Source organism: Nakamurella sp. PAMC28650, from assembly GCF_014303395.1.
GTDB lineage: Bacteria > Actinomycetota > Actinomycetes > Mycobacteriales > Nakamurellaceae > Nakamurella.
On the sequence record NZ_CP060298.1, the window covers coordinates 3,507,344 to 3,531,673 of the forward strand.

20 protein-coding genes and 1 tRNA gene are annotated in these 24,330 nt (G+C 69.9%); 18 read left to right on the plus strand and 3 right to left on the minus strand.

All coding sequences use genetic code 11. The annotated features are described in order from the left end of the window. Nucleotides 1–116 precede the first annotated feature (116 nt). The 6 genes from H7F38_RS15905 to hisI all read left to right on the plus strand — a co-directional run bounded on the left by H7F38_RS15905 (nucleotide 117) and on the right by hisI (nucleotide 4,591). Nucleotides 117–917: an ABC transporter ATP-binding protein gene (locus H7F38_RS15905; RefSeq protein WP_187094754.1), complete on the plus strand. Its 801-nt coding sequence runs from the start codon at nucleotides 117–119 to the stop codon at nucleotides 915–917. 35 nt (nucleotides 918–952) lie between these two features. Continuing rightward, a complete protein-coding gene (locus tag H7F38_RS15910) occupies nucleotides 953–1,210 on the plus strand; it encodes a hypothetical protein (RefSeq protein ID WP_187090767.1) in 258 nt (85 codons plus the stop codon). Then, a complete protein-coding gene (locus H7F38_RS15915) occupies nucleotides 1,207–2,403 on the plus strand; it encodes a class I SAM-dependent methyltransferase (protein ID WP_187090768.1) in 1,197 nt (398 codons plus the stop codon). The genes H7F38_RS15910 and H7F38_RS15915 overlap by 4 nt, the downstream gene beginning before the upstream one ends. A gap of 87 nt (nucleotides 2,404–2,490) precedes the next feature. After that, nucleotides 2,491–3,216 carry a bifunctional 1-(5-phosphoribosyl)-5-((5-phosphoribosylamino)methylideneamino)imidazole-4-carboxamide isomerase/phosphoribosylanthranilate isomerase PriA gene (gene priA / locus H7F38_RS15920; protein WP_187090769.1) on the plus strand — a complete coding sequence of 242 codons (726 nt, stop codon included), beginning with the start codon at nucleotides 2,491–2,493 and terminating at the stop codon, nucleotides 3,214–3,216. 239 nt (nucleotides 3,217–3,455) lie between these two features. After that, entirely contained in the window at nucleotides 3,456–4,247 is a 792-nt protein-coding gene (gene hisF / locus H7F38_RS15925; protein WP_187090770.1) for an imidazole glycerol phosphate synthase subunit HisF, read from the plus strand. Continuing rightward, complete coding sequence (gene hisI / locus H7F38_RS15930) at nucleotides 4,244–4,591, plus strand: phosphoribosyl-AMP cyclohydrolase (protein WP_187090771.1); 348 nt, start codon at nucleotides 4,244–4,246, stop codon at nucleotides 4,589–4,591. Before hisF ends, hisI begins: the two co-directional genes overlap by 4 nt. Nucleotides 4,592–4,635: 44 nt before the next feature. Here the strand turns inward: hisI and H7F38_RS15935 are convergent, their stop codons facing one another. Both H7F38_RS15935 and H7F38_RS15940 read right to left on the minus strand, forming a co-directional pair. Next, nucleotides 4,636–4,908, minus strand: coding sequence for a hypothetical protein (locus H7F38_RS15935; protein WP_187090772.1), 273 nt, complete (start codon nucleotides 4,906–4,908; stop codon nucleotides 4,636–4,638). A gap of 148 nt (nucleotides 4,909–5,056) precedes the next feature. Beyond that, complete coding sequence (locus tag H7F38_RS15940; RefSeq protein ID WP_187090773.1) at nucleotides 5,057–5,830, minus strand: GNAT family N-acetyltransferase; 774 nt, start codon at nucleotides 5,828–5,830, stop codon at nucleotides 5,057–5,059. 108 nt (nucleotides 5,831–5,938) lie between these two features. Between H7F38_RS15940 and H7F38_RS15945 the strand changes: the two genes are divergently transcribed. The 11 genes from H7F38_RS15945 to H7F38_RS15995 all read left to right on the plus strand — a co-directional run bounded on the left by H7F38_RS15945 (nucleotide 5,939) and on the right by H7F38_RS15995 (nucleotide 23,140). Next, nucleotides 5,939–7,636, plus strand: a complete 1,698-nt coding sequence (locus H7F38_RS15945) for an anthranilate synthase component I (RefSeq protein ID WP_187090774.1) — start codon at nucleotides 5,939–5,941, stop codon at nucleotides 7,634–7,636. Beyond that, nucleotides 7,633–8,289 carry a Trp biosynthesis-associated membrane protein gene (locus H7F38_RS15950; protein ID WP_187090775.1) on the plus strand — a complete coding sequence of 219 codons (657 nt, stop codon included), beginning with the start codon at nucleotides 7,633–7,635 and terminating at the stop codon, nucleotides 8,287–8,289. The genes H7F38_RS15945 and H7F38_RS15950 overlap by 4 nt, the downstream gene beginning before the upstream one ends. Nucleotides 8,290–8,514: 225 nt before the next feature. After that, entirely contained in the window at nucleotides 8,515–9,324 is an 810-nt protein-coding gene (trpC, locus tag H7F38_RS15955; protein ID WP_187090776.1) for an indole-3-glycerol phosphate synthase TrpC, read from the plus strand. A gap of 382 nt (nucleotides 9,325–9,706) precedes the next feature. Then, complete coding sequence (gene trpB, locus H7F38_RS15960) at nucleotides 9,707–10,963, plus strand: tryptophan synthase subunit beta (protein WP_222618710.1); 1,257 nt, start codon at nucleotides 9,707–9,709, stop codon at nucleotides 10,961–10,963. Beyond that, a complete protein-coding gene (gene trpA / locus H7F38_RS15965; RefSeq protein ID WP_187090777.1) occupies nucleotides 10,963–11,775 on the plus strand; it encodes a tryptophan synthase subunit alpha in 813 nt (270 codons plus the stop codon). Before trpB ends, trpA begins: the two co-directional genes overlap by 1 nt. Further along, entirely contained in the window at nucleotides 11,772–12,932 is a 1,161-nt protein-coding gene (gene lgt, locus H7F38_RS15970) for a prolipoprotein diacylglyceryl transferase (RefSeq protein WP_255498006.1), read from the plus strand. The genes trpA and lgt overlap by 4 nt, the downstream gene beginning before the upstream one ends. A 264-nt stretch (nucleotides 12,933–13,196) precedes the next feature. Continuing rightward, nucleotides 13,197–17,780, plus strand: coding sequence for a glutamate synthase large subunit (gltB, locus tag H7F38_RS15975; protein ID WP_187090778.1), 4,584 nt, complete (start codon nucleotides 13,197–13,199; stop codon nucleotides 17,778–17,780). After that, the gene (locus tag H7F38_RS15980; protein ID WP_187090779.1) at nucleotides 17,773–19,221 is read left to right on the plus strand and encodes a glutamate synthase subunit beta; all 1,449 of its coding nucleotides are present in this window, start codon (nucleotides 17,773–17,775) and stop codon (nucleotides 19,219–19,221) included. The genes gltB and H7F38_RS15980 overlap by 8 nt, the downstream gene beginning before the upstream one ends. A gap of 202 nt (nucleotides 19,222–19,423) precedes the next feature. Further along, complete coding sequence (pyk, locus tag H7F38_RS15985; RefSeq protein ID WP_187090780.1) at nucleotides 19,424–20,842, plus strand: pyruvate kinase; 1,419 nt, start codon at nucleotides 19,424–19,426, stop codon at nucleotides 20,840–20,842. Nucleotides 20,843–20,961: 119 nt separating this feature from the next. Continuing rightward, nucleotides 20,962–21,840, plus strand: coding sequence for an acyl-CoA thioesterase II (locus tag H7F38_RS15990; protein ID WP_255498007.1), 879 nt, complete (start codon nucleotides 20,962–20,964; stop codon nucleotides 21,838–21,840). Between the two features lie 22 nt (nucleotides 21,841–21,862). Further along, entirely contained in the window at nucleotides 21,863–23,140 is a 1,278-nt protein-coding gene (locus H7F38_RS15995; RefSeq protein ID WP_187090781.1) for a cation:proton antiporter, read from the plus strand. On the opposite strand, the gene H7F38_RS16000 is transcribed toward H7F38_RS15995, so the two are convergent. Continuing rightward, a tRNA-Leu gene (locus tag H7F38_RS16000) sits at nucleotides 23,117–23,190 on the minus strand. The two genes, H7F38_RS15995 and H7F38_RS16000, sit on opposite strands and share 24 nt — an antisense overlap. 241 nt (nucleotides 23,191–23,431) lie before the next feature. Between H7F38_RS16000 and H7F38_RS16005 the strand changes: the two genes are divergently transcribed. Then, the gene (locus tag H7F38_RS16005; protein ID WP_187090782.1) at nucleotides 23,432–24,016 is read left to right on the plus strand and encodes an ANTAR domain-containing response regulator; all 585 of its coding nucleotides are present in this window, start codon (nucleotides 23,432–23,434) and stop codon (nucleotides 24,014–24,016) included. Nucleotides 24,017–24,330 lie beyond the last annotated feature (314 nt).

The following is a 24,330-nucleotide window of genomic DNA, read 5'->3' on the forward strand; positions in this document are numbered from 1 at the left end:
TCCCGGCTCCGGTCGGCTCGTTCGCGACCAGGGTGCGTGTCGCAGGCGAACGCGCGCCGGCGGGTGTGGCCGTCGACGGCCGGTGCTCGCGGTAGGACACAATGACCGGCGTGACGATGACGATCCGGCCCGGTGCCGATTCCGTCCTGCATCTGTGGGACATCACGGTCCGGCGGGGCACGACCCTGCTGCTCGACGCGCTCAGCTGGAACGTCGATGCCGATCAGCGCTGGGTGATCCTGGGTCCGAACGGCGCCGGCAAGACGACCCTGCTGCAGATCGCCGCCGCGCAGATGCATCCCACTTCCGGACGGGCGCACGTCCTCGGCGAACGTCTCGGCGCCGTCGACATGATGCAGCTGAGGTCCAGGATCGGGCTGTCCTCTGCCGCCGTGGCCTCGCGGGTGCCATCGCAGGAGACCGTCATCGACATCGTGGTGTCGGCGGGCTACGGGGTCATGGGACGGTGGCGTGAGCGGTACGACGAGATGGACTTCGCCAGGGCGGGGGAACTGCTCGAGGCCATGGGGATCGCCCGGCTTGCCGACCGGCTGTGGGGCACCCTGTCCGAGGGCGAGCGCAAGCGGGCCCTGGCGGCCAGGGCGCTGATGACCGACCCGGAGTTGCTCCTGCTCGACGAGCCCGCCGCCGGCCTCGACCTCGGCGGCCGGGAGGACCTGTTGGCCCGGCTGTCCCGGTTGGCGGCTGATCCCAGTGCGCCGGCGACCGTCCTGGTGACGCACCACGTCGAGGAGATCCCGACCGCCTTCACGCACCTCCTGCTGCTGAAGCAGGGCAAGGTGGTGACGCAGGGCCCGGTGGCGGAAACCCTGACGGCGGCGGCCTTGTCGGAAACCTTCGGGATGACGCTGCTGCTGGACCGGCGGGACGGGCGCTACTTCGCGCACGCGAACTGAGTGCTGCGACGCTCGAACCACCGGGGGAGGTCGCCATGTCGGAACCGGAATTCGTCAGGCCGGTAGTCGCCGGGGCGGTCGGGGTGATCCGACCGGCTCGACCGCACGGCGACGACTCGCAGGTCTGCCCGGGGCTGCTGGCGGCCGTCTCCGCGGTGGGCCGATGCGCGGACGTCAGGGCGTTCGTCGCCGACGGGGAGCGGTTGCCGGCGTCCAGGCGGTTGCCGGCGTCCAAGCGGTTGCCGGCGTCCATCGGGGATGGCCGGGGCCCGGCCGGCCTCTCGGGGCGATGAGCGCGGGGTACCGGTTCGATCCGGCCGATCTGGACTACCTGACGTCCGGCGCCGGCCAGGACGCACTCTGCGCCGCCGCGGATCGGCCCCTCACCGAGGGATCCATGCTGGCCGACCTGACGGCGCTGCGCGCCCTCTGCGGTCCTCGAGCGGCTGCGATCGTGGAGACGGTGCGACTCCGCCGCCGTGCCGTCCCCAAGCTCGGCGAGATCGCCGCCGGCTGGCTCTTCACCGACGAAGCCCTCCAGCAGGCCACGCCCGGTCCGGTCGCGCGCCACCGGGCACAACGGTTGGCCGGCATCGGGGTGCACGATCTGACGTGCTCGATCGGGGCCGATCTGGTGGCCCTGCTGCCGCACTGCGATCCGGCGATCGGGTCGGACCTCGATCCGGTCCGGGTGCGGATGGCCGCCCACAACCTGGTGGCTTCCGGACTACCGGCCAGGCTGCTGGTGGCCGACGCCCTCACCACGGTCAGCCGGGGCCTGCTGCCGTATGCCGATCCGGCCCGTCGTGAGTCGGGTGGGCGGCGGATCACCTCCGTCGAGACCCTCCCTTCGGTGGCCGACCTCGACCGGGTGCACGCGTCGCGTCCACCCGTGCTGCGCCTACCCCCCGGTATCGACTACGAAAGCCTGGGTCGCGCCGGTGAGGTGGAGGTCGTCTCGCTGGACGGAGGGGCACGGGAGGCGGTGCTCTGGCCGGCCGAACTGGCCACGGTGGCCCGGCGGGCCACCGTGCTGTCGTCGACCGGTGCCGGGTTCGAACTGACCAGTGCCGACCCGGAAGAACTGTCCTCTGGACCAGCACCCGCGGACGTGGTGGGCGACTGGATCGTCGATCCGGATGCGGCTGTCGTCCGAGCCCACCTGGTCCGTCACTACGCGGCGCGGCACGGTCTGACCCAACTCGATCCGCACCTGGCCTACCTGTCCGGGCCGCGGCCGCCGGACGGGGTGCGCGGCTTCCGGGTGCTGGACTCGGCGCCCTACTCGGTCAGGACGGTGTCCGGTTGGATCCGCCGGGACGGTACCGGGACCGTGGAGATCAAACAGCGGGGGACTTCCGTCATTCCCGACGAACTGCGCAAACGACTCCGTCCCGCGATGACCAAGGACACCACGCTGGCCCACACCCTCGTGGTGGCCCGGATCGGCGACCGGCCCTGGGCCTTCTGGTGCCGCACGCCATGATGACCGCTGCGGGAGTGTGAGCGACGAAATGTGTCGCTGGCGCTCGCTGGAAGATGACTACCCGGGGGCCCCGTAGTCTTTCCGGTCGTGACCTTCCAACTCCTTCCCGCCGTCGACGTCGCCGATGGCCAGGCCGTCCGCCTGGTCCAGGGCCGGGTCGGCACCGAGACCACCTACGGCGCGCCGCTGGACGCCGCTCTCGCGTGGCAGGCCGACGGCGCCGAGTGGATCCATCTCGTCGATCTCGACGCCGCATTCGGGCGCGGGTCCAACGCCGGGATGCTGGCCCAGGTGGTCGGCATCCTGGACGTGAAGGTCGAGCTCTCCGGCGGCATCCGCGACGACGCGTCGCTGGAGGCGGCGCTGGCCACCGGCTGCACCCGCGTGAACATCGGCACCGCCGCGCTGGAGAACCCCGAGTGGTGCGCCTCGGCCATCGCCCGGTACGGCGATCAGGTCGCGGTGGGGCTCGACGTCCGGGGCAGCACGCTGGCCGCGCGTGGGTGGACGCAGGACGGCGGCGACCTGTGGGAGGTCCTCGCGCGACTGGATGCGCAGGGCTGCTCCCGCTACGTGGTCACCGATGTCACCAAGGACGGCACCCTGCGCGGGCCGAACATCGAGCTGCTGCAACAGGTCTGCGCCGTGACCCAGGCTCCGGTGGTGGCCAGTGGCGGGGTCTCGTCGATCGCCGACCTGGTGGCACTGGCGGCTCTGGGACCGGTGGGTGTCGAAGGATCGATCGTCGGCAAGGCCCTGTACGCCGGGGCCTTCACGCTGCCGGAAGCTCTGGCCGCGGTCACCTTCGCCTGACTCGCCTGACTCGCCTGGCCCCGGTGCCCCCTGTGCTGCCCGGTGCCCCTTGGCCCCGCCCGGTGCCCCTTGGCCCCGCCCGGTGGCCCCTGTGCTGCCCGGTGCCCCTTGGCCCCGCCCGGCCCGCGCTGATCAACTTCGGCCGCGCTGATCAACTTGGCCCGTTGGGGACTGGAGTGACGCGAGTCGACGAGTTCGTGCGCGCCGGCGAAGTTGATCAGCGCGGATAGGCTGGGGCCATGTCCGTTGCGATCCGCGTCATCCCGTGCCTGGACGTCTCGGAGGGCCGCGTGGTCAAGGGTGTCAACTTCGTGGACCTCGTCGACGCCGGCGACCCGGTGGAGATGGCCCGCCTCTACGACGCCGAGGGCGCCGACGAGCTCACCTTCCTGGACATCACCGCCACCAGTGACAACCGCGAGACTGCCTACGAGATGATCCGGCGGACCGCGGAACAGGTGTTCATCCCGCTCACCGTCGGCGGCGGGGTCCGCACCACGGACGACATCAACGCCCTGCTCCGGGCGGGTGCCGACAAGGTGTCGATCAACTCGGCGGCGGTGGCCCGCCCGGAGTTCCTGTCCGAGGCGGCCAGACGGTTCGGCTCGCAGTGCGTCGTCATCGCCATCGATGCCCGCCGCACAGCCGATGCCCACTGCGCCAGCGGTTTCGAGGTGACGACCCACGGCGGTCGCCAGGGGACCGGGATCGACGCCGTCGACTGGGCGGTCCGGGCCGAACAGGCCGGTGCCGGCGAGATCCTGCTGACATCGATGGACGCCGACGGCACCAAGGCCGGCTTCGATCTGCAGATGCTGCGGCAGATCCGCGCGGCGGTGGGTGTCCCGCTGATCGCCTCCGGCGGGGCGGGCACGCTGGGCCATTTCCCCGATGCGGTCGCCGCGGGCGCGGACGCGGTGCTGGCCGCCTCGGTGTTCCATTTCGGCACCTTCCGGATCGACGACGTGAAGGCCGAGCTGGCCGCGGCCGGACATCCGGTGCGGCGCATCCCGGTCGGGGCAAGACCGTGACGGCGGCCGGGGGCCGGCTGGCCCGGCAGATCGCGGGCCTGAGGTTCAACGACGCCGGGCTGGTCTGCGCGGTGGCGCAGCAGTACGACACCAAAGAGGTGCTGATGGTGGCGTGGATGGACGCCGAAGCCGTCCGCCGGACGATGGAAACCGCGAAGGCCACGTACTTCTCACGGTCTCGCAACGAGTACTGGGTCAAGGGTGAGACCTCCGGGCACCATCAGCGGGTCGTCGAGCTCCGGCACGACTGCGACGGTGACGCACTGCTGGTCATGGTCGACCAGACCGGGGCGGCCTGCCACACGGGCACCAGGACCTGCTTCGACGACGGTCTGCTCGGCTGACCGGCACGGCCGCTGTCGCTGCCGGGCCCTGTGGCCGGCCCGCGCTACACCGAACGCGAGACCTCCGGTGGAGGGACCAACTGTGCCCGGCCGCGCCCGCCGATCTGGAACAGGAAATCTGCGGACCGGGAGATCGCGGAGGCGCTGAAACGGCCGCCGGCGGGCGCAATGCCGGTCAGGAAGGCGATCGGGCCGGCCGCCACGCGCTGTTCGGCCGCACGGATCTCGGAAACCGTCGAGACCGAAGGTCTGAGTCCCCGTAGTCGGGGTACGGAGACCTTCGGTATCGACGATGGGGGCCCAACGGGGGCGGGCATCGTCCCGAAAGTGCCGGCACTGCCCTCTGCGCGCGCAGAAGGGGCACCCTGCGCGCGCACACAGGGGCCGCCAGAAGTGGCTCGAGGCCGGTCGCAGACCGGACCGGCGTGGTCTGACGTCGCCGGGATCGGCGCGATTGGCCCCGGTTCAGGCCTCCGGCGAGGACAGGTAACGGTAGCGGTGGTGCTGGGTGAAGCCGAGCCGCCCGTACATCGCCACGGCTACTTCGTTGAGGCTGTCCACCTGCAGGTAGACGGAGTGTGCTGCCCGGTCGGCCGCCCAACGACCCAGTTCGCCCATCACCTGCCGACCGACCCCCGTCCGCCGATGCCGCTCTCCCACGGTCACGGCGGTGACGCCGAGCCAACCGTCGTCGATCACCCCGCGCCCGACTCCCGCGATGTCGCCGCCGTCCGCGGGCGACACCGAGGCGAAGACCGGCGAGTCTGCGTTGACCAGCACCGCGACGGCCGCCGGCGGGAGCGGGCGGCCGCGGTAGTGGTAGCCGGCCAGCCACCCGATCGACGGGACGGGTTCGAGCGAAGCCGCAGGCAAGGTCGGGTCTGGCGGACACGCTTCCAGCAGAGCTGCCAACGAGGCGATCATCACGATGGCATCGTCGGACCTCCTCCACCCGCGGTCCTGCAGTTCGCGGTCGAGCTCCGACAGAGGCGACCCCGGTTCATCGAGGGGCATCTGGATCTTCGGCGGCAACCCCTGTTCGGCATAGAAGTCCGCTACCTGGTCCAGGGCCGCATCCAGAGGGCAACCGGCAGAACCTAAGGGCAGCACCGAGTTCGCCCGTCCGGTGAAGCCGCTTCCGGCCCGCAGCAACCAGTCGCCGATCCGCAGGGTCGAGGTGCCCCGCCAACCTCGGGCGGCGATGGTCTCCAGGGCGGTGACGCTCAACTGGTCGCACATCGGCAGGAGAATAGTCCGTCACCACGACCGCGGGCCTGCTGGTCCGGTCTGCGGCCGGACCGGCAGCAACGGCGGGCACCGCCGCCGGGAAGCGGCAGAATGACGACCATGGCATTCCCAGCGGCCACCGCCGCAGAGCTCATCGCAGGACCCTCGACCGCGGCCAGGACGGTCGGCACCCCGCCGGCCACGCGCGCGGGCGGCCCGCCGGCTCTCGGTGCGATCTCGCCGACCAGGGAGGAATTCCGTGCGCTGGCCCGCGACCGCAGGGTCATCCCCGTGACGCGGCGACTGCTGGCCGACTCGGTGACCCCGGTCGGGCTCTACGCAACGATGGCGGCGGGCCGCGACGGAACCTTCCTGCTGGAGTCGGCCGAGCACGGCAGGTCCTGGTCGAGGTGGTCGTTCGTCGGGGTGCAGAGCGCGGCGGCCCTCACCGAGCAGAACGGGCAGGCCCACTGGATCGGGACGCCGCCGACCGGGCTCCCGATGGGCGGCGACCCGCTGGCCGCGCTGGCCGAGACCCTGCGCCTGCTGCACACCGAGGCACTCCCCGGACTGCCTCCCCTGACCGGCGGGATGGTCGGCTACCTCGGATACGACATCGTCAGACGACTGGAGCGGATCGGCACGCCGGGAAGTGAACCGGCCGACGAACTACGGGTGCCGGAGATGGTGATGCTGCTGGCCACCGACCTGGCCGCGCTGGATCACCACGAGGGCACCGTGACGCTGATCGCCAACGCGGTCAACTGGGACGCCACCGATGAACGGGTCGATGCCGCCTACGACGACGCGGTGGCCAGGATCGAGGACATGACGGGCACCCTCGGGCAACCGGCCGCCGTGCCGGCCGGCGTGTTCGAGCAGCCGGAGCCGGTTTTCAGCCGCCGCACCGGGGGAGCCGAGTACCGGCAGATGGTCGAGGTCGCCAAGGAGCACATCCGGGCCGGCGACGCCTTCCAGATCGTGCTGTCCCAGCGGTTCGACGTCCCCACCACGGCAGAGCCGCTGGAGATCTACCGGGTGCTCCGGGCGACCAACCCGTCGCCCTACATGTACCTGGTGCAGCTACCGACGCCGGAGGGCCGTCCACTGGCCGTCGTCGGTTCTTCACCGGAGGCCCTTGTCACCGTCCGGGACGGCCACGTGACGATGCACCCGATCGCCGGCACCCGCCCGCGCGGCGCGACCGAGGAGGACGACATCCTGCTGGCCAAGGATCTCCTCGCCGACGTGAAGGAACGCAGCGAGCACGTCATGCTCGTCGATCTCGGGCGAAACGACCTGGGCCGGGTCTGCTCGCCCGGCACCGTGAAGGTCGTCGATTTCTTCACCATCGAGCGCTACAGCCACGTCATGCACATCGTCTCCACGGTCACCGGCTCGTTGGCGCCCGGCAGGAGCGCCTTCGATGCTCTGACGGCCTGCTTCCCGGCCGGCACGCTGTCGGGGGCACCGAAACCCCGTGCCATGCAGATCATCGACGAACTCGAGCCGGCCCGTCGCGGGATCTACGGGGGAGTGGTCGGCTACCTGGACTTCGCCGGCGACGCCGATACCGCGATCACCATCCGCACCGCCGTGCTCGTCGACGGGGTCGCGCACGTCCAGGCCGGCGCCGGGATCGTGGCCGACTCGGTACCGGCGAACGAGGACGCGGAGTGCCAGAACAAGGCCGCGGCGGTGATCGGTGCGGTCACCGCGGCCGCCACCCTGAGATCCGCCGCCGGTGGCCGGACGGCCGGTGGCCGGACGGCCGGTGGCCAGACGGCCGGCACCCGCACGGCTGAGGCCTCGCGATGAGTTCTCGTCGACGCCCGGCGGTCCTGGCCCTGCTGGTGATCCTCGGTGCAGCGGCCCTGGCCGGCGCGTCGGCCCTGACGTGGTGGACGCAGACGCACGTCGACTCGCTGTCCGGAGCGGTCTCCACGAAGGCGACCGGCGGCCGAACCGACCCCCTGCTGATCCCGGTCGCGCTGATCGGCCTGGCCGGTTTCGGCGCGGCTCTGGCCACTTCGGGGGTCCTGCGGCGCGCCGTCGGCGGGCTCCTGCTGCTCGGCGGGGGCCTGGCGACCGGTCTGTCGGTCGCCGGACTCGTTGCGGCACCCGGGTCCCTGCACACCGATCTGACGCGGCCGGTGGAATCGTCCGGGCCGCCCCAGCTGCACGCCGCGGGCCCCCTGCTCGGAGCGGTCGGCGGCGTGGTGGTCGCTTTCGCCGGTCTGCTGGTACTGCTGGGGTACGGCGCGCGCCGTGGTCTCGGCGCGAGGTACGACGCCCCGAACAGACAGAAGACGCCCGCCGTGCCGGCCGATCTCGATCCCGCCGCCGACGCGGACGCGGCCGCCGGGTGGTGGAAAGCCCTGGACGCCGGTCAGGATCCGACGGGTGGCGGAGTCGAGGGCTTCGTCGAAATTCCGGGTGCATCCGGTCCCACGGCTCCGGAAGTGCCGTGACCCGTAGGCGGTCGTGCGCCGACCCGGGGGTGTCCGAAGACGTCGTCGAGGGCAGCTAACATGAACGCCAGTAGGTCACGGACCTACTGGACAAACCGTCCGGGCCCCGATCACTCGGATCGTCCGGAGGGCCGGCTGGACTGCGCGATCCGACGGATGTAGCTGATCTTCCCCGCCGCTTCCCACAGACCGACGGCCCCCGATTGTCACGAGGGAGACGAGCCGGTGAGTGTGCTGGACGCGATTCTCGAGGGGGTGCGGGAGGATCTCGCTGCCCGCGAGTCCGCCGTTCCACTCTCCGCGGTCAAGGCGGCGGCCGCCAGAGCCCGAACACCCCTTCCGGTGCTGTCCATCCTTCGCGGACCCGGCGTCGGTGTGATCGCCGAGGTCAAGCGCGCCAGCCCCTCGAAGGGTCGGCTGGCCTCCATCTCCGATCCCGCTGCGCTGGCCGTCGCGTACGAATCCGGCGGAGCCCGCGCCATCTCCGTGCTCACCGAGGGCCGCCGTTTCGGCGGGTCGCTGGCCGACCTGGATTCCGTGCGCGCAGCCGTGGACATCCCGGTGCTGCGCAAGGACTTCATCGTTTCCCCCTACCAGGTTCACGAGGCGCGGGCACACGGCGCCGATCTGGTGCTGCTGATCGTCGCGGCCCTGGCCCAGCCGGTCCTTCACGGTCTGCTCGAACGCGTCGAATCCCTGGGCATGACCGCCCTGGTCGAGGTGCACACCGAGGAGGAGGCCGACCGGGCCCTCGAGGCCGGCGCCAGGGTGATCGGCGTCAACGCCCGCGACCTGACGACCCTGCAGGTCGACCGTGATGTCTTCGCTCGGATCGCCCCGGGTCTGCCCTCCGACATCGTGACGATCGCCGAATCCGGGGTCCGGGGGACCGCTGACCTGCTGGCCTACGCCGGTGCCGGCGCCCATGCGGTGCTGGTCGGTGAAGGCCTGGTGACCAGCGGTGATCCGCGGGCGGCCGTGGCCGATCTGGTCACCGCAGGTTCGCACCCGTCCTGCCCGCGCCCCTCTCGCTGACCGCAGAGCAGCCCGCCGCGGTCTCTCCCAACGGCAGCATCTCCGGTGCACGGCGTATTCCCGGTTGCGGCAGTATGTGGGAAGGCCGAGATGTCGTCGGCCGGAGCGAACACCGATCGAGTTTGGAGCCGATTCTCTCGTGAGTACTGCCGCTGACAGCCTGACCACGCCCACGCCCACGCCCACGTCTGCGCCGACGCCCACGTCTGCGCCGACGCCCACGTCTGCGCCGACGGCCACCTCTGCGCCGACACCTTCAGCTGCGCCGACAGCCTCGGCCCGCAGCAACCTGCGCGGGCCCCGGCCGGATGGTCTGCCCCGACCGTCGGAAGGGATCGGTGGCACCGCCCACGACCCGGACGCGCGAGGCTACTTCGGCACGATGGGGGGCCGGTGGCTCCCGGAGGCGCTGGTCGGCGCGCTGGACGAGGTGTGGGACTCCTACAGCAAGGCCCGCATCGATCCCGAATTCCTCGCCGAGCTCGACCGGCTCGCCCAGGACTACGCCGGACGGCCGAGCCCGGTCACCGATGCAGAGCGGCTGACCGCCCACGTGGGCGGTGCCAGGATCCTGCTCAAGCGCGAGGATCTCAACCACACGGGCAGTCACAAGATCAACAACGTGCTCGGACAGGCCCTGCTCACCAAACGGATGGGCAAGACCAGGGTCATCGCCGAGACCGGAGCGGGTCAGCACGGTGTCGCCACCGCCACCGCCGCCGCGTTGCTGGGCCTGCAGTGCACGGTCTACATGGGTCGCGTCGATACCGAGCGGCAGGCGCTGAACGTCGCACGCATGCGCCTGCTGGGCGCCGAGGTCGTTGCCGTGGATTCCGGATCGGCCACGCTCAAGGACGCCATCAACGAGGCCTTCCGCGACTGGGTGACCAACGTGGCGGACACCTACTACCTGTTCGGTACCGTCGGCGGTCCCCACCCGTTCCCCCTGATCGTCCGCGACTTCCAGCGCATCATCGGGCTCGAGGCCCGTCAGCAGGTGCTGAACATGACCGGTCGCCTCCCCGATGCAGTGGTGGCCTGCGTCGGCGGTGGCTCGAACGCGATCGGTGCGTTCCATGCGTTCCTGGACGACGCCTCCGTCCGCCTGGTCGGCATGGAGGCCGGTGGCGACGGCATCGAGACCGGCCGTCATGCCTCGACCATCAGCGGCGGCACGGTCGGCGTGCTGCACGGCGCGCGGTCGTTCCTGTTGCAGGACGGCGACGGGCAGATCGTCGAGTCGCACTCCATCTCCGCCGGTCTGGACTATCCGGGCGTCGGGCCGGAGCATGCCCACCTCGCGGAGATCGGCCGGGCCGAGTTCCGCTCCATCACCGACACCCAGGCAATGGACGCGTTCGCGTTGCTCAGCCGCACCGAGGGGATCATCCCGGCCATCGAGTCCGCTCACGCCATCGCCGGAGCGGTGAAACTGGCGAAGGAGATCGGTCCGGGCGGCATCGTGCTGATCAACGTCTCGGGCCGCGGCGACAAGGACATGGAAACCGCGATGGAGTGGTTCGGCCTTGGTGACTCGAAGTCCGGTGCACCGGCCCACCAGATCGATGACGTGAAGCTGATCGAATCCCTCACCTCCACCGTGGCCGACCCGGTCGCCGCCCCCGCATCGGAGCACTGATGTCCGGACTCTCCGAGGTCTTCGCCGCCACCCACGCGGAGGGCCGGGCCGCGTTGATCGGATATCTGCCGGCCGGGTTCCCCACGGTCGACGCGTCGGCGGACACCTTGACCGCGATGATCTCGGGCGGCTGCGACCTGGTCGAGGTCGGCGTGCCGTTCTCCGACCCGGTACTGGACGGTCCGGTCATCCAGGCCGCAGCAGAAATGGCTCGCACCAACGGTTTTCGTCTTCGTGACACCTTCACCGTCGTCGAGCGGGTAGCCGCCGCCGGCGGCCGTGCCGTCGTGATGTCGTACTTCAACCCGATCCTGGCCTACGGGGTCGAGAACTTCGCCCGCGATCTGGCCGCGGCCGGCGGGCTCGGTGTGATCACCCCCGATCTGATCGTCGACGAGGCCGGCGACTGGCTCGCCGCGGCCGGCGGTCACGGGATCGACCCCATCTTCCTGGTGGCGCCGTCGTCCTCCGCCGAGCGCATCGCCCTGACGGCCGCCGCCACCCGTGGGTTCCTCTACGCCGCCTCCACCATGGGCGTGACCGGCGCGCGCGACCAGGTCTCCTCGGCCGCCCCTGGCCTGGTGGCCAGGTGCCGGGACCTGACGGGCCTGCCCATCGGTGTCGGGCTCGGAGTGCGCACCGGGGCGCAGGCCGCCCAGATCGCCGCCTTCGCCGACGCCGTGATCGTCGGCAGTGCGTTCGTCTCGGCCGCCGGCGACGGTGCGGCGGCCGTCGGTGCGTTGGCGCAGGAACTGGCCGACGGGGTCCGTTCGGTCACCCGCTCGGACCGGCCCGTCGCGAGCAGCCGGTGATCCCGGGTTCGATCGCGACGGGCGTCCAGCTCGCGGTACCGCGTCTGGCCAGCATCCCGTCGCCCCCGCGTGGGGTGCTCTACCTCGGGCCGCTTCCGTTGCGCGCCTACGCATTCTGCATCATTCTCGGCATTGTCGTGGCGGTGATCTGGGGCAACCGTCGCTTCGTGGCCCGCGGCGGCCGGCCCGGCCGGGTCACCGACATCGCGGTGTTCTGCGTGCCGTTCGGCCTCGTCGGCGGGCGGCTCTACCACGTCATCACCGACAACGAGCTGTACTTCCGGCCCGGCCGGAATCCCTGGAACGCGTTCGCCATCTGGGACGGCGGCCTCGGCATCTGGGGGGCCGTCGCGCTCGGTGGGCTCGGGGCCTGGATCGGCTGCCGCTACTACAAGGTCCCGCTGTCGGCCTTCGCCGATTCGGTGGCGCCCGGCCTGATCGTCGCGCAGGCGATCGGCCGGCTGGGCAACTACTTCAACCAGGAGCTGTTCGGCGCGAGGACGACCCTGCCCTGGGGTCTGGACGTCTACCTGCGCACCCCAGGCGGCGTCGCCGGCACCCAGGCGGACTGCGGGCTGCCGAACGTCGCACCCGAGTTCCCGACCAGTTACATCAAGGCCGACCCGACCGTCCTGTGCGGGACCTACCACCCGACGTTCCTGTACGAACTGCTGTGGAACCTGGTGATCGCAGCCCTGCTGGTGTGGGCCGACCGCAAGTTCCGACTGGGGCGGGGGCAGGTGTTCTGGCTGTACGTGGCCGGCTACACCCTGGGCCGCGGCTGGATCGAGGCGTTGCGGATCGACACCGCCAACCACTTCCTCGGCCTGCGCATCAATGTCTTCACCTCGATCCTGATGTTCGTCGTCGCAGTGGTGGTCCTGATCGCCCGCCGCGGCGTGCAACGGGAGAACCCGGCGCTGCTGGTCGGCCGGCCACCCAAACTCGGACCGGGTGAGGTCGACACCTTCGGGGCAGACGTCGACGGGCCCGGTCACGATTCGGTCATCGAAGATCACGATTCGGACGTCGAAGGTCACGATTCGGGCATCAAATCGGACGCGGTGGCACCGGTCGAAAGTGACGCAGACCCCGAATCCCGGGCCGAGGGCGAAATACCCGCCGGTAATGTGCCTGATCACCGCCCTGGGACCTGATCGTTGCGTCCGAGCGGCGTGGATCACCTGTGCAAAAGCACTGGTGTGGTGTTCGTTTCGCGGCAGTCCTGTAATCTGCCGTTAACTGGGCCACCGTCGTCCTGGTGACCCACGGCACCATCCACCGCCTGGGTCGCGGTAGGAGCATCGACGGTCACCCCTTTGATGTCCTCCCTGTTCACATCATCATCTTCTGCGCTCGCTCCCGGCTCGTTTCCCGAGCCCGCGGTGTGACAACGCAACGTCGACGACGGGAGGCTTGCCGTGAAGTACTCGGCGATTCCAGGTCCCCAGGGCCTGTACGACCCAGCTTTCGAGCGCGATTCCTGTGGCGTGGCCGCGGTGGCCGACATCAAGGGCCGCCGCAGCAACAAGATCGTCGCCGACGGCATCACGGCACTGATCAACCTGGAGCACCGCGGTGCCGCCGGAGCCGACCCGGCGGTCGGTGACGGCGCCGGCATCCTCTTCCAGGTCCCCGAAGGTTTCCTGCGCGCCGTGGTGGACTTCGACCTCCCGGTCGTCACCGGCGTCAACTCCCCGGACGGCTGCGCCTTCGCCGTCGGCACCGCGTTCCTGCCGCAGGACGACGCGGAACGCGGGCGTGCGAAGCAGATCGTCGCCGAGATCGTCGCCGAAGAGGGTCTCGAGCTGATCGGCTGGCGCACCGTGCCCACCGACCCGATCGGCGCCGGCGTCGGCCAGATGGCCCTCGACGTCATGCCCGTGTTCGAGCAGCTGTTCCTGGCCGGACCGGCCGACGAGGCCGGGCACCGGCCCTACGGCATCGCCCTGGACCGTCTCGTCTATCCCGTGCGCAAGCGCGTCGAGAACGAGACGGCCGCGGTGGATGTCGACGTCTACTTCCCGTCCCTGTCCAGCCGGACGATGGTCTACAAGGGCATGCTGACCACCCAGCAGCTCCCGGATTTCTTCGACGACCTGCGGGACCGGCGCGTCGAGAGCGCGATCGTGATCGTGCACTCCCGGTTCTCCACGAACACCTTCCCGGCCTGGCCACTGGCCCACCCGTTCCGCTTCATCGCCCACAACGGCGAGATCAACACCGTGCGCGGCAACCGCAACCGGATGCGGGCCCGTGAGGCGCTCCTGGAGAGCGACCTGATCCCGGGCGATCTCACCCGGGTGTTCCCGATCTGCCCCCCGGGGGCGTCCGACTCCGGCTCGTTCGACGAGGTGCTGGAACTGCTCCACCTGGGTGGACGCAGCCTGCCGCACGCGGTGCTGATGATGATCCCGGAGGCCTGGGAGAACGGCCGCGACACGATGGACCCGGCGATCCGCGGCTTCTCCGAATTCCACGCCTCGCTGATGGAGCCGTGGGACGGGCCCGCCTGCGTCACCTTCACCGACGGCCGGCTGCTGGGAGCGGTGCTGGACCGCAACGGTCTGCGGCCCGGACGCTGGTGGTTGACCAGCGACGACACCGTGGTGCTGGCGTCGGAGGCCGGCGTCCTGCCGATCCCGCCGGAGAAGATCGTCGAGCGCGGGCGCCTGCAGCCGGGCCGGATGTTCCTGGTCGACACCGTGGCCGGACGGATCATGGACGACACCGAGGTGAAGGCGAGACTGGCTGCCCAGCACCCGTACGCGGACTGGGTGCACGCCGGGCTGGTGCCGCTGGGCGACCTGCCCGCCCGGGAACACGTGGTCACCTCGCACGACGCGGTGCTGCGCCGGCAGCAGGTCTTCGGCTACTCCGAGGAAGACCTGCGCATCCTGCTGACGCCGATGGCCAAGAGCGGCGCCGAGGCCATCGGGTCGATGGGCACCGACACTCCGGAGGCCGTGCTGTCGGCCCGCCCCCGTCTGCTGTTCGACTACTTCTCCCAGCTGTTCGCGCAGGTCACCAACCCGCCACTGGACGCGATCCGCGAACAGATCGTCACCAGCATGTCCAGCGTGATCGGTCCGGAGTCGAACCTTCTTGACCCCTCCCCGTCGTCCTGCCGGCAGATCTCCCTGCCGTTCCCGGTGATCGACAACGACGACCTCGCCAAACTGATCGGGGTCAACTCCGACGGCAACATGGCCGGCTTCGCGGCCGCCGTCATCTCCGGTCTCTACGAGGTCGACGGCGGGGGAGAGGCGCTCCGTTCCGCACTCGAGCGTTGCCGCCGGGAGGCGGACGACGCGATCGAGGCCGGCGCCAGGATCCTGGTGCTGTCCGACCGCGACTGCGACGCCAGGCGGGCCCCCATCCCGTCCCTGCTGCTGACCTCGGCCGTCCACCAGCACCTGGTTCGGCAGAAGTCGCGCACCAAGGTCGCCCTGATCACCGAGACCGGCGATGCCCGCGAGGTGCACCACGTCGCGCTGCTGCTCGGTTACGGAGCCGGTGCGGTCAACCCGTACCTGGCGCTGGAGTCCTCGGAGGACCTCGCCGTCACCGGCCTGCTCGGTGACGTCACCCCCGCCAAGGCCGTGCAGAACACCATCTACGCGCTCGGCAAGGGGGTGCTGAAGGTGATGAGCAAGATGGGCATCTCGACGGTCGGCTCCTACCGTCAGGCCCAGGTGTTCGCCGCGTTCGGCATCGACGAGGCGGTGCTCGGCGAGTACTTCACCGGCACGACGTCGCGCACCGGTGGGAGCGATCTGTCCGTCATCGCGGCGGACATCCTGGAGCGCCATTCGCTGGCGTTCGTCTCCAACAGCGCGGTGCGCGAGCACCGCGGACTGGAGATCGGCGGCCAGTACCAGTGGCGGCGCGAGGGCGAGATCCACCTGTTCAACCCGGAAACCGTCTATCTGCTGCAGCACGCCACGAAGACCAAGCAGGTCTCGGTGTTCCGCCGGTACACCGACACCGTCGACGAGCTGTCGCGCAAGGGCGGCACGCTCCGCGGTTTGTTCGGGTTGCGCACCGACGTGCGGACCCCGATCCCGCTGACCGAGGTCGAACCGATCGACAGGATCGTGAAGCGGTTCGTCACCGGAGCGATGTCCTACGGGTCGATCTCGATCGAGGCCCACGAGACCCTGGCCGTCGCGATGAACCGGCTCGGTGGGCGCTCCAACACCGGCGAGGGCGGCGAGGACGTCGAACGACTGCTCGACCCGGCCCGTCGATCGGCCATCAAGCAGGTGGCCTCCGGCCGTTTCGGGGTGACCAGCGCGTACCTGGTCAACGCCGACGAGATCCAGATCAAGATGGCGCAGGGCGCCAAGCCGGGCGAGGGCGGCCAGCTGGCCGGCAACAAGGTCTACCCGTGGATCGGGAAGACGAGGCACTCCACCACCGGTGTCGGTCTCATCTCGCCGCCGCCGCATCACGACATCTACTCGATCGAGGACCTCAAGCAGCTGATCCACGATCTGCGCAACGCCAACCCGCAGGCCGAGGTGTCGGTGAAGCTGGTCGCAGAGCCGGGCGTCGGGACGGTCGCGGCCGGGGTGGTCAAGGCGCACGCCGACCGCGTGGTCATCGCCGGCTACGACGGCGGCACCGGGGCGGCTCCGCTGACCTCGCTCAAGCACACCGGCCAGCCGTGGGAGCTCGGCCTGGCCGAGGCGCAGCAGACGCTGCGGCTGAACGGTCTGCGCGAGCAGGTGCGGCTGCAGGCCGACGGTGGTCTCAAGACGGGGCGCGACGTGGTGATCGCCGCGTTGCTGGGTGCCGAGGAGTTCGGGTTCGCCACCGCTCCGCTGGTGGTGGCCGGCTGCGTGATGATGCGCGTCTGCCACCTCGACACCTGCCCGGTCGGCATCGCAACGCAGAATCCGGTGCTGCGCGAGCGGTACACCGGCCAGGCCGAGTTCGTCGAGACGTTCTTCCTGTTCCTGGCCGAGCAGGTCCGCGAATACCTTGCGGCCCTTGGGTTCCGGTCCATCGACGAGGCCGTCGGGCACGCCGAGCTGCTGGACATCGCACCGGCCGTCGACCACCACCGGGCGCGCGGGCTGGACCTGGCCCCGCTGCTGGCGGTGGCCGACATCGACGCGGGGCACAGCTGCACCAACCCGGCCCGGCACGACCTGTCCGACACGCTCGACGCCCGCTTCCTGGAGGCGGCCGCCCAGACCCTGCTGTACGGTTCCCCGATCGAACTGGCCTACGACGTGCGGAACGTCAACCGGACGGTCGGCACCATGCTCGGGTCGGAGGTGACCCGGCGTTTCGGACCGGACGGCCTACCGACGGGAACGATCGCCATCGCACTCACCGGCACGGCGGGGCAGTCGCTCGGCGCGTTCCTGCCCAACGGGATCTCCATCACGTTGACCGGCGACGCCAACGACTACGTGGCCAAGGGTCTGTCCGGCGGACACATCGTCGTCCGGCCGGCGGAGAACTCGCCCGCGCAGGCGCCGGGCGCGAAGATCCAGGTGATCGCGGGCAACACCATCGGCTACGGAGCCACCTCGGGTGAGCTGTACCTGCGCGGCCGCGTCGGGGAACGGTTCGCGGTGCGCAACTCCGGCGCGCTGATGGTCACCGAGGGCACCGGCGACCACGCCCTGGAGTACATGACCGGTGGGCGGGTGGTGATCCTGGGCCGCACCGGCCGCAACGCCGCCGCCGGCATGAGCGGAGGGATCGCCTACCTGCTCGACGCCGACCAGACGCGGATCAACAAGGAGATGGTGGACGTCGAAGGGCTGGCTGCCGACGAGGTCCTCTGGCTCGGCGAGGTGATCGCCGACCACGCGCGGTACACCGGGTCGCCGATCGCCAAGGCACTGCTGGCCGCGTGGGAGACCGAGTCCGCCCGGTTCTCCCGGGTGATGCCGCGCGACTACAAGCGAGTGCTCGAACTGCAGGCGAAGGCGGCCGAGTCCGGTGCCGACGCCGACGAGATGATCATGGAGGCGACCCGTGGCTGATCCCAGTGGATTCCTGAAGTACGAACGTCACACGCCCACCCGACGTCCGGTCCCGCTGCGTCTGCGGGACTGGAAAGAGGTGTACGAACCGTTCAGCGAGGGCGACACCAAGACCCAGGCCGCGCGTTGCATGGACTGCGGGATCCCCTTCTGCCACCAGGGTTGTCCACTGGGCAACCTGATCCCGGAGTGGAACGAACTGGTCCGCACCGGCCGGTGGGAGGACGCCTCGGACCGCCTGCACGCGACCAACAACTTCCCGGAGTTCACCGGCCGTCTGTGCCCGGCCCCCTGCGAGAGTGCGTGCGTGCTCGGGATCGGCGACGACCCGGTGTCGATCAAGGTCGTCGAGCAGCAGATCGCGGACCGGGCCATCGCCGACGGGGGACTCGCTCCCCGCCCGGCGGCCGTGTCCACCGGCAAGAAGGTCGCGATCATCGGGTCAGGTCCGGCCGGCCTGGCCGCTGCCCAGCAGCTGGCCAGGGCCGGTCACGACGTCACCGTCTTCGAGCGCGACGGCCGGATCGGCGGCCTGATGCGGTACGGCATCCCGGAATTCAAGATGGACCGGGACGTGCTCGACCGCCGTCTGGAGCAGATGACGGCCGAGGGGGTCCGCTTCATCACCCACTGCGCCGTCGGGATCGATCTCTCGGTCGCCGATCTGCGTCACAGCTTCCACGCGATCGTCATCGCCACCGGATCCACGATCCCGCGCGAACTCCAGGTCGACGGCCGCCGGCTCGGTGGTGTCGAACTGGCGATGGACTACCTGGTCCAGGAGAACAAGGTGCTGGAAGGCACACTGAGCTCGACGAGCATCGATGCAGCCGGCAAGCACGTGGTGATCATCGGCGGTGGCGACACCGGTGCGGACTGCTACGGAACCGCTCTCCGTCAGGGCGCCGCCTCGGTGACCCAGCTCGACATCCATGTGGAACCGCCGCTGACCAGGCACCCGTCCACGCCCTGGCCGGTCTACCCGCTGCTGCTGCGCACCTCGGCGGCCCACGAGGAAGGCGGCCAACGCGTCTTCGGTGTCAATTCCACCTCGTTCGAAGGTGTCAACGGCAACGTCGCCGCGATCCATCTGGTCGAGGGCAAGCGGGTCGGCACCGGGTTCATCCCCTCTGCCGGCACGGAGACCGATCTGAAGGCGGACCTGGTGCTGCTGGCCCTGGGTTTCGTCGGGCCGGAGCGCGAGGGCCTGCTGGACGAACTCGGGATCGACATCTCCGGCCGGGGCACCGTCAACCGGGACGACGACTACATGACGAACATGCCCGGTGTCTTCGTGGCCGGCGATGCGGGCCGCGGGCAGTCGCTGATCGTCTGGGCCATCGCAGAGGGACGGTCCGCCGCGGCCGGGGTCGACGCCTATCTCTCCGGTGGCTCCAGCCTGCCCGACCCCCTCGAGCCCACCGCCGTCGCCCTGCGCTGACCCCCCTGCGCTGGCCCCGTGTGGCGTGGATCAACTTTGCACGCATGGACGAAAGTGACGACTTCTGTCCCACCCGTCCCATTTTCGCCATGTTGATCCATGCAGACGGCTCCGGAGACATGAAACGACCGTTCGGCAAACACTGGGGTGCACTGTGACCCCGGTGACGGAATCGGTTCAGAAGAGCGGTTACGATCTGCCCATGGATCGTCGCGCAAAAATTGTCTGCACCCTTGGCCCCGCCACCGCCTCCGCCGAAGCGATCACCTCGTTGATCGAGGCCGGCATGAACGTCGCCCGGATGAACTTCAGCCACGGTGACTACGCCGACCACAAGATCGTCCACGGTCACGTCCGGGCCGCTGCCACCAAACTGGGCAAGACGGTCGGCATCCTCGCCGACCTGCAGGGCCCCAAGATCCGCCTCGGCCGGTTCTCCGACGGCCCCCACAACTGGGAGACCGGCAGCCAGGTCACCATCACGGTCGACGACATCATCGGCACCGCGGACCGGGTCTCGACCACCTACAAGGGCCTGGCGAACGACGCCCGACCCGGCGACCGCCTGCTCATCGACGACGGCAAGGTCGGCCTCGTCGTCACCACCGTGGTCGGCAACGACGTCAACTGCACCGTCACCGAGGGCGGGCCGGTCTCCAACAACAAGGGCATCTCGCTCCCCGGGATGAACGTCTCCGTCCCGGCGATGTCCGAGAAGGACATCTCCGACCTGAAGTTCGCACTCTCCCTCGGCGTCGACTTCATCGCGCTGTCGTTCGTCCGCTCGCCGGCCGATGTCGACCTCGTGCACGCGGTGATCGACGAGGTCGGTGCACAGCGGGTCCCGGTGATCGCGAAGTTGGAGAAGCCCGAAGGCGTCGCCAACCTGGAGGCGATCGTGCTCGCCTTCGACGCCATCATGGTGGCCCGCGGTGACCTCGGGGTCGAACTGCCGCTCGAGCAGGTCCCGCTCGTGCAGAAGCGCGCCGTGCAGATCGCCCGGGAGAACGCCAAGCCGGTGATCGTCGCCACCCAGATGCTCGACTCGATGATCGAGCACTCCCGCCCGACGCGCGCCGAGGCCTCCGACGTCGCCAACGCGGTGCTGGACGGTGCCGATGCGCTGATGCTCTCGGGGGAGACCTCGGTCGGCAAGTACCCGTTCGTCACCGTCGCCACGATGGCCCGCATCATCGAGGCGGTCGAGGCGGAGACCACTGTCGTCCCGCCGCTGACGCACGTCCCCCGCACCAAGCGGGGCGTCCTGTCCTATGCTGCCCGCGACATCGGCGAGCGTCTGGAGGCCAAGGCGCTGGTGGCCTTCACGCAGTCCGGCGACACCGTCCGGCGTCTCGCACGTCTGCACACCCACCTCCCGCTGCTGGCCTTCACCCCCCTCGAGTCCACCTGCAACCAGTTGGCGCTCACCTGGGGGACCGAGACGTTCCAGGTCACCCCGGCCGAGACGACGGACGAGATGGTCGAACTCGTCGACGAGGCCATGCTCCAGGTGCCCGGCTACCACAAGGGCGACACCGTCGTCATCGTGGCCGGGTCACCGCCCAACACCGCCGGTTCCACCAACCTGATCCGGGTCCACCGGCTGGGTTACAAGGACTGAAACCCGGCATCGACACCGACAGCGGCGGCCCACCGAGAGGTGGGCCGCCGCTGTCGTCGGCAGGTGAGAAAGGACTCCGCCGTCCCCGGCACGACGACCAGTGGCACTACGGTGATCTCGTGACCGACGCGAAACCTGCCACCGACGGTGGCGACGCAGTCGCCGCGCTGATCGCCCTGCTGGATCTGGAACGGTTGGAGGACAACCTGTTTCGTGGGGTCTCGCCGGAGAATTCGACGATGCGGGTGTTCGGTGGCCAGGTCGCGGCCCAGGCGCTGACCGCTGCCGGACGCACCGTGCCCGACGATCGTCGGGTGCATTCGCTGCACGCCTACTTCCTCCGCCCGGGCGATCCGGCGGTTCCGATCGTCTTCGAGGTCGACCGCACCAGGGACGGCCGGTCGTTCACCACCCGCAGGGTGATGGCCATCCAGCACGGCAAGGCGATCTTCACCCTCTCCAGTTCCTTCCAGCTGGATCAGGAGGGGCTGGACCATGGCGACCCGATGCCATCGGTCCCGGCCCCGCAGACCCTGCCCACCTGGGAGGAACGGGTCGCGGTGGCCTCTTCTCCGTTCATCGCGCTGAACCGGATCCCGCGGCCGTTCGACGTCAGATACGTCAACGACCCGCCCTGGTACAGCGGGGCCGAACCCCGGGAAGGGGCCAGGAACCAGGTGTGGTTCCGCAGCCACCGCCCGTTGCCGGACGACCAGCTCCTGCACGTCTGCATGCTGGCCTATCTCTCGGACCTGACGTTGCTGGACTCGATCCTGGCCACCCACGGGCTGGGCGGTTCGTGGGGGAAGGTCAAGCTGGCCTCGCTGGACCACGCGATGTGGTTCCACCGGCCGATCCGGGTCGACGACTGGGTGCTCTACGACACGCATTCGCCCAGTGCCTCCGGCGCTCGCGGCCTGGCCTCCGGTCACTTCTTCTCGGCGGACGGTGCCATGCTGGCGACCGTGGTCCAGGAGGGCCTCATCCGGGTCGTCTGACGGGCAGACAGGAGAATTTTCGATGACGTTGGCCGGGTTGGCCCTGGTCCTGACCATCGGCCTGGTCGGACCGGTGCTGGCCACCCCCTCCCGGCTCCGCATCCCGGTCGTCGTCGGCGAGATCCTGGTCGGTGTGCTGTGCGGGCGTACCGGATTCGGATGGGTCAACGCCGACGACCCCGTGTTGTCGTTCCTGGCCTCCGCCGGATTCGCGCTCGTGATGCTCGTCGCCGGCAGCCACGTGCCGATCCGGAAGCGGGCGCTGCGGGCCCAACTCGGTCGGGGGATCGGTCTGGCCCTGGGCACCGGGATCCTCGCCGTGCCGACGGGGCTGGCGATCGCGGCGGTCACCGGCACCGGACACGGGCTGCTCTACGCGGTGCTGCTGGCCTCCAGTTCTGCGGCCCTGGTGATGCCGGTGATCGACGGTGCAGGCCTGAGCGGCGACAGGGTGATCGCCACCATCGTGCAGGTGGCCGTCGCGGACACGGTCTGCATCGTGGCGCTGCCGTTGGCCGAGAATCCGTCGAAGGCGGCGGGTGCGGCGCTGGGCGCGCTCGCGGTGATCGGCGCGGGCACCGTGGTACTGGTGGTGATGGTGCTGCTGGGCCGCTCGGGGGCGCTCCGGAAGTTGCAGAAGCTCTCCAAACGGCGCCACTTCGGGCTGGAACTGCGCTGGAACCTGATCATCGTGTTCTCGCTGGCCGGGCTGGCGCAGACGCTGGGCGTCTCGGTGATGCTGGCGGGCTTCGTCACCGGGATCGTCATCGCCAGTCGCGGTGAGCCAAGACGTCTTGCCAAGCAATTGTTCTCGGTCAGCGACGGGTTCCTGTCGCCGGTCTTCTTCGTCTGGCTCGGTGCCTCGCTCGACCTGCGGGCCATCCCCACCAACCCGAAGATGCTGCTGGCGGCCGGACTGCTGGCCCTGTGTACGGCCGTGCTGCACGCCCTGGCGGCCTTCGCGGGTCAGCCACTGCCCCTGGCGTTGCTGGCCGGCGCCCAACTCGGTGTTCCGGTGGCGGCCGTGACCATCGGGACGCGGTCCGGCCTGCTGGTGCCGGGGGAGGGCGGAGCGATCCTGGCGGCGGCACTGGTCAGCATCGCCGTCGCCAGTGCGGCGGCCGCGTCGGCTTCGAGATCCAGGACCGCGAGCCCCTCGCCGGATCCTGCGCGAGACGCGCCGGCGGCCGGCCCCGGGGCTGCCGACCCTGCGGAGGCCGGCCCAGTTTTGACCGACCCCGGCGTGGCCGGGGTGACCGGCAAGAACGAGGATCAGTGCCCCCGGTCAGACTCGAACTGACACTAAACGGGATTTGAATCCGCTTCCTCTGCCAATTGGGATACGGGGGCAGGCGACCCGCGAACGGGTCCTGGAAAGCCTACCTGCCCGCCGGTACCGGGTTTCCCCGGTGCCGATCGACCCTCCCGGCGAGTCCGCGATCACACCCGATCCGGAACGGACGCGGCGCCGCGGGACCGCATCGTCACACAGGAGTTACATCCCCTCGGTACGCTCCCTGCGCGGCCGAATTCACGGCAGCACGCAAGACATCGGGGTCCGAGCACCGGACCCACAACCGGGAGGTGGCTGATGACCAGTCCGCGTCGCGTTCTCATTGCCGAGGACGAGGCCCTGATCAGGCTGGATCTCGCCGAGATGTTGGCGGAGGAAGGTTTCGAGGTCGTCGGCGAGGCCGGTGACGGGGAGGAAGCGGTCGCCCTCGCGATCAAGCTGAGGCCTGATCTGGTGATCCTCGACGTCAAGATGCCGAAGAAGGACGGCATCGACGCCGCCGCCGAGATCGTGGCCGGCCAGATCGCCCCCGTGGTGATGCTGACGGCCTTCTCGCAGCGAGATCTGATCGAGCGCGCCAGGGATGCCGGTGCTATGGCGTACCTGGTCAAACCGTTCTCACCCGCGGATCTGCTGCCGGCGATCGAACTCGCGGTGGCCCGTTACGCCGAGATGGTGGCCCTGCGGGAGGAGGTCTCCGATGTCACCGCGCGTCTGGAGACCAGAAAGCTCATCGACCGGGCCAAGGGCCTGCTGATGACGAATCAGAAGATGACCGAACCGGAGGCGTTCCGCTGGATCCAGCGGACGGCGATGGATCGGCGCACGTCCATGCAGGCGGTGGCGCAGGCCGTGCTGGACGGCCTGGGGGCCAAGGCCTGACCGATCGGTGGTGCCCGGTGACGCACCGGGACGGGACAGCAGCCGCACCGGGTCGCAAGATCACGATTTGGGCACCACTCGGCGTCGCAATGGTGATTTCCAGGTCATGCGAATAGCCTCCTGTTCTGCGGGCATGTCGGCTCAGGTCGGACTGCCGGCGAAGGCTGATCAGTAACCCGGCTGAAACAACTGTGCGTCAGGCTGCATCCGGCTTTGTTCGGACTACAGACCGCACCGGTGGTTCGCACCGGCCGGCAAGGTCGATCGGGGCTGTCAACTCTGGTCGTCGGAAACATCGCCGATCGCCGGTCGGG